9 protein-coding genes are annotated in these 7450 nt (G+C 67.6%); all 9 read right to left on the bottom strand.

Features of this window, described 5'->3' with window-relative positions; translation table 11 throughout:
• Nucleotides 1-131, bottom strand: a 131-nt coding sequence (locus tag EV671_RS19565; protein WP_132574858.1) for a pilin, incomplete at its 3' end; no start/stop codon positions are given.
• A gap of 244 nt (nt 132-375) precedes the next feature.
• The gene (locus EV671_RS19560) at nt 376-1161 is read right to left on the bottom strand and encodes an MBL fold metallo-hydrolase (RefSeq protein WP_132574856.1); all 786 of its coding nucleotides are present in this window, start codon (nt 1159-1161) and stop codon (nt 376-378) included.
• A 167-nt stretch (nt 1162-1328) separates the two neighbouring features.
• The gene (locus tag EV671_RS19555) at nt 1329-1982 is read right to left on the bottom strand and encodes an FHA domain-containing protein (protein ID WP_132574854.1); all 654 of its coding nucleotides are present in this window, start codon (nt 1980-1982) and stop codon (nt 1329-1331) included.
• A gap of 54 nt (nt 1983-2036) precedes the next feature.
• Entirely contained in the window at nt 2037-2834 is a 798-nt protein-coding gene (locus EV671_RS19550) for a Stp1/IreP family PP2C-type Ser/Thr phosphatase (RefSeq protein ID WP_132574852.1), read from the bottom strand.
• On the bottom strand, nt 2831-3937 hold the full coding sequence (locus EV671_RS19545) for a serine/threonine-protein kinase (protein ID WP_132574850.1): 1107 nt from the start codon (nt 3935-3937) through the stop codon (nt 2831-2833). Before EV671_RS19545 ends, EV671_RS19550 begins: the two co-directional genes overlap by 4 nt.
• A gap of 10 nt (nt 3938-3947) precedes the next feature.
• Nucleotides 3948-4643, bottom strand: a complete 696-nt coding sequence (locus EV671_RS19540; RefSeq protein ID WP_132574848.1) for a TerC family protein — start codon at nt 4641-4643, stop codon at nt 3948-3950.
• 64 nt (nt 4644-4707) lie between these two features.
• Nucleotides 4708-5601 (bottom strand): succinate--CoA ligase subunit alpha, encoded by an 894-nt coding sequence (gene sucD, locus EV671_RS19535; protein ID WP_132574846.1) that lies wholly within the window; start codon nt 5599-5601, stop codon nt 4708-4710.
• An 18-nt stretch (nt 5602-5619) separates the two neighbouring features.
• The gene (gene sucC, locus EV671_RS19530; protein WP_132574844.1) at nt 5620-6780 is read right to left on the bottom strand and encodes an ADP-forming succinate--CoA ligase subunit beta; all 1161 of its coding nucleotides are present in this window, start codon (nt 6778-6780) and stop codon (nt 5620-5622) included.
• A 25-nt stretch (nt 6781-6805) separates the two neighbouring features.
• Nucleotides 6806-7372: a DUF2889 domain-containing protein gene (locus tag EV671_RS19525; protein WP_132574842.1), complete on the bottom strand. Its 567-nt coding sequence runs from the start codon at nt 7370-7372 to the stop codon at nt 6806-6808.
• Nucleotides 7373-7450 lie beyond the last annotated feature (78 nt).

Raw genomic sequence — 7450 nt, 5'->3', positions numbered from 1 at the left:
CCGACCTTGGCCTTGGCCGTGTAGTCCTTGTACTGCGGAATCGCCACAGCAGCCAGGATGCCGATGATGGCCACGACGATCATCAGTTCGATCAGGGTGAAGCCCTGTTGGGCGCGTTGCTTCAGTTGCATGTCGATACTCCGGAAAGAATGAGTGGGGAGGAGGGCATACCCCTTGATGCAGGGGGCGTGCCACCTTTTCGGGCCGTTCTCGGCGTGCGAAAGCGCACGTTCTGGCGCTGATGGCGCCCGGTCCTGACAAAAATCGTCACTTCGGCCTGACGCATCGTGTCAGCCGGGCGCCAGTGGGCAAGAAACGTCAGGCATGAAAAACGGCGCCCTCGGGCGCCGTTGTTACGACTTTGCCGCTTGCTGCTCAGATCGCCATCTCCTGCCCTGCCGCCAGCGCGCTGATGCGGTGCGGGCTTTGCAGGGCCTGGATGCCCTGCATGACGGCATCGACCTCGCCGGGCTTGATGTGGGTGATGCGCACGTCGACGCTGCCGGCCAGTTGCGCGAGTTCGCGGCCGAGCTCGGTCGGGTAGAGGTGCCGGCTGACATGGGCCACCTCGGCCTCGTCGTCGCTGAAGGCGGTTTCGATGACGAGATGGGACAGGCGCATCCCGGCCAGACGACGCCACAGCGCCGGGTTGGGGCCGGTGTCGCCGGTGAAGACCCAGTGGGCGTGGCAGGCCGCCGCGCCGCCATCGACGGCGAAGCCGACCGCCGGCACGGTGTGGGCCGCGGGCAGGACCTCGATGATTCGACCACCGAGGTCGAGGCGCTCGCCGACCTGGAAGGGGTGCAGGGACAACACGGGGGCGTCGCGGCTGGGCAGCGCGGTGAAGTCGGGCCAGATGACGCCGTTGAAGATGTGCTGGCGCAGTGCGGCCAGCGTCTCGGGCAGCGCGTGGACCTGCACGGGCGGGCGGGCGGCCGCAGCGCGCAGGCGCAGCACGGCGTCGGCCAGCAGCGGGATGCCCAGCACATGGTCCAGGTGCGAATGGCTGAGCAGGATGTGGTCGACCGCCGCCAGCGCTTCCAGCGGCAGGTCGCCCACGCCGGTGCCGGCGTCGATGAGGACATCGTCGTCAAGCAGGAAGGCGGTGGTCTTGTAGCCGGCGGCGATGGCGCCGGAGCAGCCCAGGACGCGGATGTTCATGCGGTGCGTGGCTCGGATTCGGGGGCCTCGCATCGGGCGAGGCAGAGCCAAGAATGTACGCAGCACCCGCTGCCCGCGGACGGTCGGATTACCGAGTTAGGCCTGCCGCTATCGTGAGGAAATCACACACGGCGCACGGCGCCCGCTGCGCGGGCCCGCGGCCGGTGTCAGCCCTGAACGAATTGCATCTGCGTGCCGGCCAGCTCGATCAGGTCGCCGCTGCGCAGCGCGATCGATTCGCCGGTCAGCGGGATGCCGTTGACGCTGGGGCGGTGCTGACCTTCGACGTGGGCGAAGACGTAGCCGGTGGGGCGCTTGGTGATGGAGGCGACCTGCACGCCGGGCTTGCCCAGCGTCGTGACGACCTTGGTCAGTGCGACTTCGCGGCCGGCCGCCGCGCCGGTCAGCACCTTGATGGAGGCCGGGCCGATGGGCGCCGCGCCGCCGAGGGCGCCGAAAGAGGAGGTGATTCCCAGGTTCGGCGGCGCGCCGGAACCGGGCTTGAGGATCATCGTCTTCTCGTAGTCGCCGCCGCCGTTCAACAGGAACTTGATCTTGTACTTGCCGATCTCGACGGTGTCGTTGTCGGCCAGCAACTGCTTCTTGATGGCCTTGCCATTGATGTAGGTGCCGTTGGTGGAGTTGAGGTCTTCGATGAAGACATCGGCACCGACCATCTGCAACACGGCGTGCTCGCCCGAGACGGCGAGGTTGTCGATGACGATGTCGTTGTAAGGCCGCCGACCGAGCGTGGTCTTGTCCTTGGTGATCTGTACCTCCTTGATCACCACGCCGTCGAGCGAAACCACCAGTTTGCCCATGTATGACCTCAAGTTCTGTTGTTCGTGCCGCGACTCGGTAGGCAGGGGAGTCTGTCAGTTACCGCCACGTCGACCGAAGGGCCACCAGCCCCGTCCTTCGGTACGTTGGCGGCCCTCGGCTCGGGCCAGGATGAGCGCGATGTTATCCCGGCCGCCGTTGTCATTGGCCGCGTTGATCAGCGCCTGCGCAGCCTCGGGCAAGGCCGGATTGCCGTTCAGCAGCTGCGCCAGCGTGTCGCCGTCGAGCATGTCCGAGAGGCCGTCCGAGCAGAGTAAGTAGATGTCACCCGCCTGGACTTCGTGCAGGTGCAGCTCCATCAGTACCGTGTCCTCGACGCCGACGGCACGCGTGACGAGGTTCTTGTTGCTGGAGAAGGCGGCTTCCTCAACCGTGAGGAGCCCGGCATCGATCTGCTCCTGCAGCAGGGAGTGGTCGCGCGTGATCTGCATCAGCCGGCCGGCGCGCAACCGGTAGGCGCGCGAGTCGCCGACATGGCCGAGCAGCAGGCCCTCGGGGCGGAAGACGCCCAGCACCAGGGTCGTGCCCATGCCGGCGTAGCGGGGGTTGGTGTTGGCGGCGTTGAAGATGGCGCGGTTGGCGTTGTCCACGCAGATGTCCATCGCGCGCCTGACCTCGCCGGCACGGGCCTCGCGGCCGGGGTCCTTGAGCCAGCGGCCCAGTTCGGTGCTGATGAAGCTGGTCAGCATCTGGCTGGCCACTTCGCCGGCGTTGTAGCCACCCATGCCGTCGGCGAGCACGATCAGCCTGGCGGCCTCGTCCAGGGCGACCGAGTCTTCGTTGTTGTCGCGAGCGCGGCCCACGTCGGTGGCGCTGAAGAACTCCAGGATCATGGGGCTTTCGATGGCTCAGGGGGCTCGGCGGAGGAGCGAGGATTCTGCCCTGCTTCCCCCGGCGTCAAGCGCAATGTTTGTGCGAAGGTCGCTTCCTGATGCGCGGCCGCGTCGGGGGCGCCGGGCTCGGACTGCAGATCCATGGCGAGCACGGCCTTGAGGTCGCGGGCCATCTGCTCGCCGCTGCCGTAGCGCAGCTCGGGGCGTTTTTCCAGGGCCAGGGCCAGCACGAGGGCCAGGGACTCGGGCAGCCCCGGGCGCCGGGTGCGCACGTCGGGCGCCGGCTCGGTTGCGATTTGTTGCATCAGCCGCGCCATCGATTCGCTGCGGTGGGGCAGCGTGCCGCTGAGCAGTTGGTAGAGCAGCACGCCCAGCGAGTAGAGGTCGCTGCGCCCGTCCACGGTCAGGCCGGCGAGTTGCTCGGGCGACATGAAGGACGGTGTGCCCAGGACGAGGCCGGTACGCGTGCGGCTGCCGTCGCCGACGCGGGCGATGCCGAAGTCCATCAGCTTGAGGCTGCCATTGACGCGGTCCAGCATCACGTTGGCGGGCTTGATGTCGCGGTGGATGACGCCCTGGCTGTGCGCATAGGCCAGCGCGCGGGCCAGGCGCACGCCGATCTGTACGACCTCGCGCACCGGCAGCAGCTGGCCGGGCCTGGTGAAGAGGCTGAGGTCGCGGCCGAGCACGTATTCGAGGGCGATCCAGGCGTCGTTGCCGTCCTGGCCGGCGTCCACGACCTGCAGGATGTCGGGGTGCCCGAGGGCGCCGGCGGCGCGGGCCTCGCGCATGAAGCGGGAGCGTACGTCGGCCAGGTCCTCGGCCGAGAACTCGCGGCTCAGCGCCAGGCGCTTGACGGCGACCTGGCGGCCGGTCGAGCGTTGCGTAGCCTTGTAGACGACGGCCATCGCGCCCCGGCCGATCTCGGCGCCGAGATCGTAGTCCTGCAATCCCGATGCTGCGGCGTCCGCCCGCGTCGGCGGGGCCTCGGATTCGTGCTCGGCGGGCTGGGTCGAAGCCTCGTCGGGGGGCACGTCTGCCGTGCCGGCCACGCGGCCGACGAGCCGCTGCCAGAAGCCGCCGGATTTGCCGCTGCTTGCCATACGGCGGATCTTAGGTGGACTGGCGAGCGGCGCGGCGGCCGAGCGCCAGGCCGACGGCGACCACGAAGATCGCGCCGCTGATGCTGACGGCGTAGTCCAGGTCATGCAGATGGGTGTCGAGCCAGTCGTGCACGGCGGCGTCGGTCGTCGCCATCTCGCCGGCGACGAAGCCCAGCAGGGCCGCGCCCAGGGTGATGAGGGCCGGGAAGCGCGCCATCAGCTTCAGCAGCAGCGTGCTGCCGAAGATGATCAGCGGAATGGACAGGCCCAGGCCGATGACGAGCAGGGGCAGGCGCATGCCCTCGGGCGCGCTGTTGGCCGCGGCGGCGACGGCGATGACGTTGTCCAGGCTCATGACGAGGTCGGCGATCAGGATGGTCCGCACGGCCCCCCACAGCGTCGTGTGGGCGTGCACATCGGCCCCGTCGTCGTTGTCGGCCAGCAACTGGATGCCTATCCACAGCAGCAGTACCGCGCCCGAGAGCTTCAGCCAGGGCAGCTGCAGCAGCTGCACGGCAAACAGGGTCAGCACCACGCGCAGCGCGATGGCGGCGCCGCTGCCGAGCACGATAGCCCGCTGCTGCTGCGTGGCCGGCAGGTTGCGCGAGGCCAGTGCGATGACGACGGCGTTGTCGCCCGACAGCAGGACATTGACCCAGATGATCTTCAGCAGCGCGATGAGGAAGGCGGCGTTCAGCAGGTCCATGTCGTAGAAATAAAAAAGCCGCCGGGCTCGTACCCGGCGGCTCTCTGTGGGGTCGAGGCCCGGATTACAGCAGGGCCTTCAGCAGCTTGCCCATCTCGGACGGGTTGCGCGTGACGGTGAAGCCGCACTCTTCCATGATGGCGAGCTTGGCATCGGCCGTGTCGGCGCCGCCCGAGATCAGCGCGCCGGCGTGGCCCATGCGCTTGCCCGGAGGGGCGGTGACGCCGGCGATGAAGCCGACGATGGGCTTCTTCATGTTGGCCTTGCACCAGCGGGCGGCTTCGGCCTCGTCCGGGCCGCCGATCTCGCCGATCATGATGACGGCGTCGGTGTCCGGGTCGTCGTTGAAGGCCTTCATCACGTCGATGTGCTTGAGGCCGTTGATCGGGTCGCCGCCGATGCCGACCGCCGACGATTGGCCCAGGCCGATCTCGGTCAGTTGGGCCACGGCCTCATAGGTCAGCGTGCCGGAGCGCGAGACGACGCCGATGCGGCCCTTGCGGTGGATGTGGCCGGGCATGATGCCGATCTTGATCTCTTCGGGCGTGATCAGGCCGGGGCAGTTGGGGCCCAGCAGCAGCGTGCGCTTGCCGCCGGCGGCTTCCTTGGCCTTCATCTTGTTGCGCACCTCCAGCATGTCGCGGACCGGAATGCCTTCGGTGATGCAGATCGCCAGGTCCAGGTCGGCCTCGACGGCTTCCCAGATCGCGGCAGCGGCGCCCGCGGGCGGCACGTAGATGACCGAGACGGTCGCGCCGGTTTGCGAGGCGGCTTCCTTGACGGTGGCGTAGATGGGGATCTCGGAGAACTTCTCGCCGGCCTTCTTCGGGTTCACGCCCGCGACGAAGGCGTTCTTGCCGTTGGCATAGGCCTGGCAGCCCAGGGTGTGGAACTGGCCGGTCTTGCCGGTGATGCCCTGGGTGATGACCTTGGTGTCTTTGTTGATGTAGATCGACATGTCTTTTACTCCTGGGCTTTAAGCAACGGCCGCAACAATCTTGGTGGCCGCTTCGGCCATCGTGTCGGCGGCGATGATGGGCAGGCCGCTCTCGGCCAGCATCTTCTTGCCCAGTTCTTCGTTGGTGCCCTTCATGCGCACGACCAGCGGCACTTGCAGGTTCACGGCCTTGCAGGCGGTGATGACGCCTTCGGCGATGGTGTCGCACTTCATGATGCCGCCGAAGATGTTCACGAGGATGCCCTTCACGCTCTTGTTCTTCAGCATGATCTTGAAGGCCTCGGTCACCTTCTCGGCCGTGGCGCCGCCGCCGACGTCCAGGAAGTTGGCCGGCTCGCCGCCGAACAGCTTGATGGTGTCCATCGTGGCCATGGCCAGGCCGGCGCCGTTCACCAGGCAGCCGATGTTGCCGTCCAGCGAGATGTAGGCGAGGTCGAACTTGGAGGCTTCGATTTCGGCCGGGTCTTCTTCATCGAGGTCGCGGTAGGCGACGATCTCGGGGTGGCGGAACAGCGCGTTGGCGTCGAAGTTGAACTTCGCGTCCAGGGCCATCAGATTGCCCTTGCTGTCGCGGTTCAGCGGATTGATCTCCACCAGGGACGCGTCCGTGTCCATGTAGCACTTGTAGAGCTTGGCGAACAGGTCGACGGCCTGGTCGACCGTGTGGCCAGCCATGCCGATGGCGGCGGCGACCTTCTTCGATTGCTCGGGCGTGATGCCGGTCAGCGGGTCGATCATCTCGGTGATGATCTTCTCGGGCGTGCTGTGGGCCACCTCCTCGATGTCCATGCCGCCTTCGCTGGAGGCGATCAGCGCGACCTTCTGCGTGGCGCGGTCGGTGACCAGCGAGATGTAGAACTCCTTGCCGATGTCGGCGCCGTCCTCGATGTAGAGGCGGCGGACCTTCTGGCCCTCGGGGCCGGTCTGGTGGGTCTTGAGCTGCATGCCCAAGATGGCTTCGGACTTTTCCTTCACGTCGTCGATGGTCTTGGCGACCTTGACGCCGCCGCCCTTGCCGCGGCCGCCGGCGTGGATCTGGGCCTTCACGACCCAGACCGGGCCACCCAGCTTCTGGGCGGCTTCGACGGCCTCCTGCACGGTGAAGGCCGGGATGCCGCGCGGCACCGGCACGCCGAACTGGCGCAGGATTTCTTTGCCCTGGTATTCGTGGATTTTCATGGCTGGGTCTCTCGGGTCGGGGAAGTCAGGAAGCAGTCGCGGCCGGCGTCAGATGCCAGCGGGGGTAGAACTTGGCGACGGTTTCACCGTCGCGGCGCAGTGCGTGGCAGCGATCGAGCTGGAAGGGCGGGTTGCCGGCCGCATCGCCCTCGCGGGTGTCGATGACGGAGCCGGCCATGGCCTGGATGACGGCCGTCGGCAGGATCTGGCAGAGCTCGGTCAGGTGGGTGCAGCCGCGCGTGCCGGCCAATCGTTCCTGGACCGCCTGACGGAAGCCTTTCATCAGGCTCAGACCGACCAGGCGGGCGTAAGCGTCGCCGTGCTCGTTGCAGGCGCCGGGGTAGGGCATCCACAGCGTCTCGGACGTGGCGGCCACGATGGTCAGCGTGGTGTCGACGGTCAGATGCAGCAGCATCTGGTGGATGGGCTCGCCCGCCTTGCGGGGCAGACCGGCCAGCGGCACGTCGTGGGTCTTGGTGTCCGTCAGGCTTGCTTCGACGTCGAACAGGCCGTCATCGCGCGCGAACACCTGCACATCGAGGGCGCGGCGGTGCAGTGGGCGGCGCGGGACGGAGGATGGGGCGGCGGGCATGGCGGGGGATCTGGCGAAACAACCCGGCTGATGCCGGGACGGGGCCGACCCGCTTTCGCAGCCGCCTTGCACGGGGTG

The organism is Roseateles saccharophilus (assembly GCF_004342485.1).
In the GTDB taxonomy this organism is placed as follows: Bacteria; Pseudomonadota; Gammaproteobacteria; order Burkholderiales; family Burkholderiaceae_C; genus Pelomonas; species Pelomonas saccharophila.
Note: the sequence above shows the minus strand (reverse complement) of the source record. Positions and strands in the feature narration are given on the sequence as shown.

Coding starts and splice junctions, on each gene's coding strand:
- EV671_RS19525 (WP_132574842.1), bottom strand. CDS start 7,372: ATGCCCGCCGCCCCATCCTCCGTCCCGCGCCGCCCACTGCACCGCCGC.
- sucD (WP_132574846.1), bottom strand. CDS start 5,601: ATGTCGATCTACATCAACAAAGACACCAAGGTCATCACCCAGGGCATC.
- EV671_RS19545 (WP_132574850.1), bottom strand. CDS start 3,937: ATGGCAAGCAGCGGCAAATCCGGCGGCTTCTGGCAGCGGCTCGTCGGC.
- EV671_RS19550 (WP_132574852.1), bottom strand. CDS start 2,834: ATGATCCTGGAGTTCTTCAGCGCCACCGACGTGGGCCGCGCTCGCGAC.
- EV671_RS19560 (WP_132574856.1), bottom strand. CDS start 1,161: ATGAACATCCGCGTCCTGGGCTGCTCCGGCGCCATCGCCGCCGGCTAC.
- sucC (WP_132574844.1), bottom strand. CDS start 6,780: ATGAAAATCCACGAATACCAGGGCAAAGAAATCCTGCGCCAGTTCGGC.
- EV671_RS19540 (WP_132574848.1), bottom strand. CDS start 4,643: ATGGACCTGCTGAACGCCGCCTTCCTCATCGCGCTGCTGAAGATCATC.
- EV671_RS19555 (WP_132574854.1), bottom strand. CDS start 1,982: ATGGGCAAACTGGTGGTTTCGCTCGACGGCGTGGTGATCAAGGAGGTA.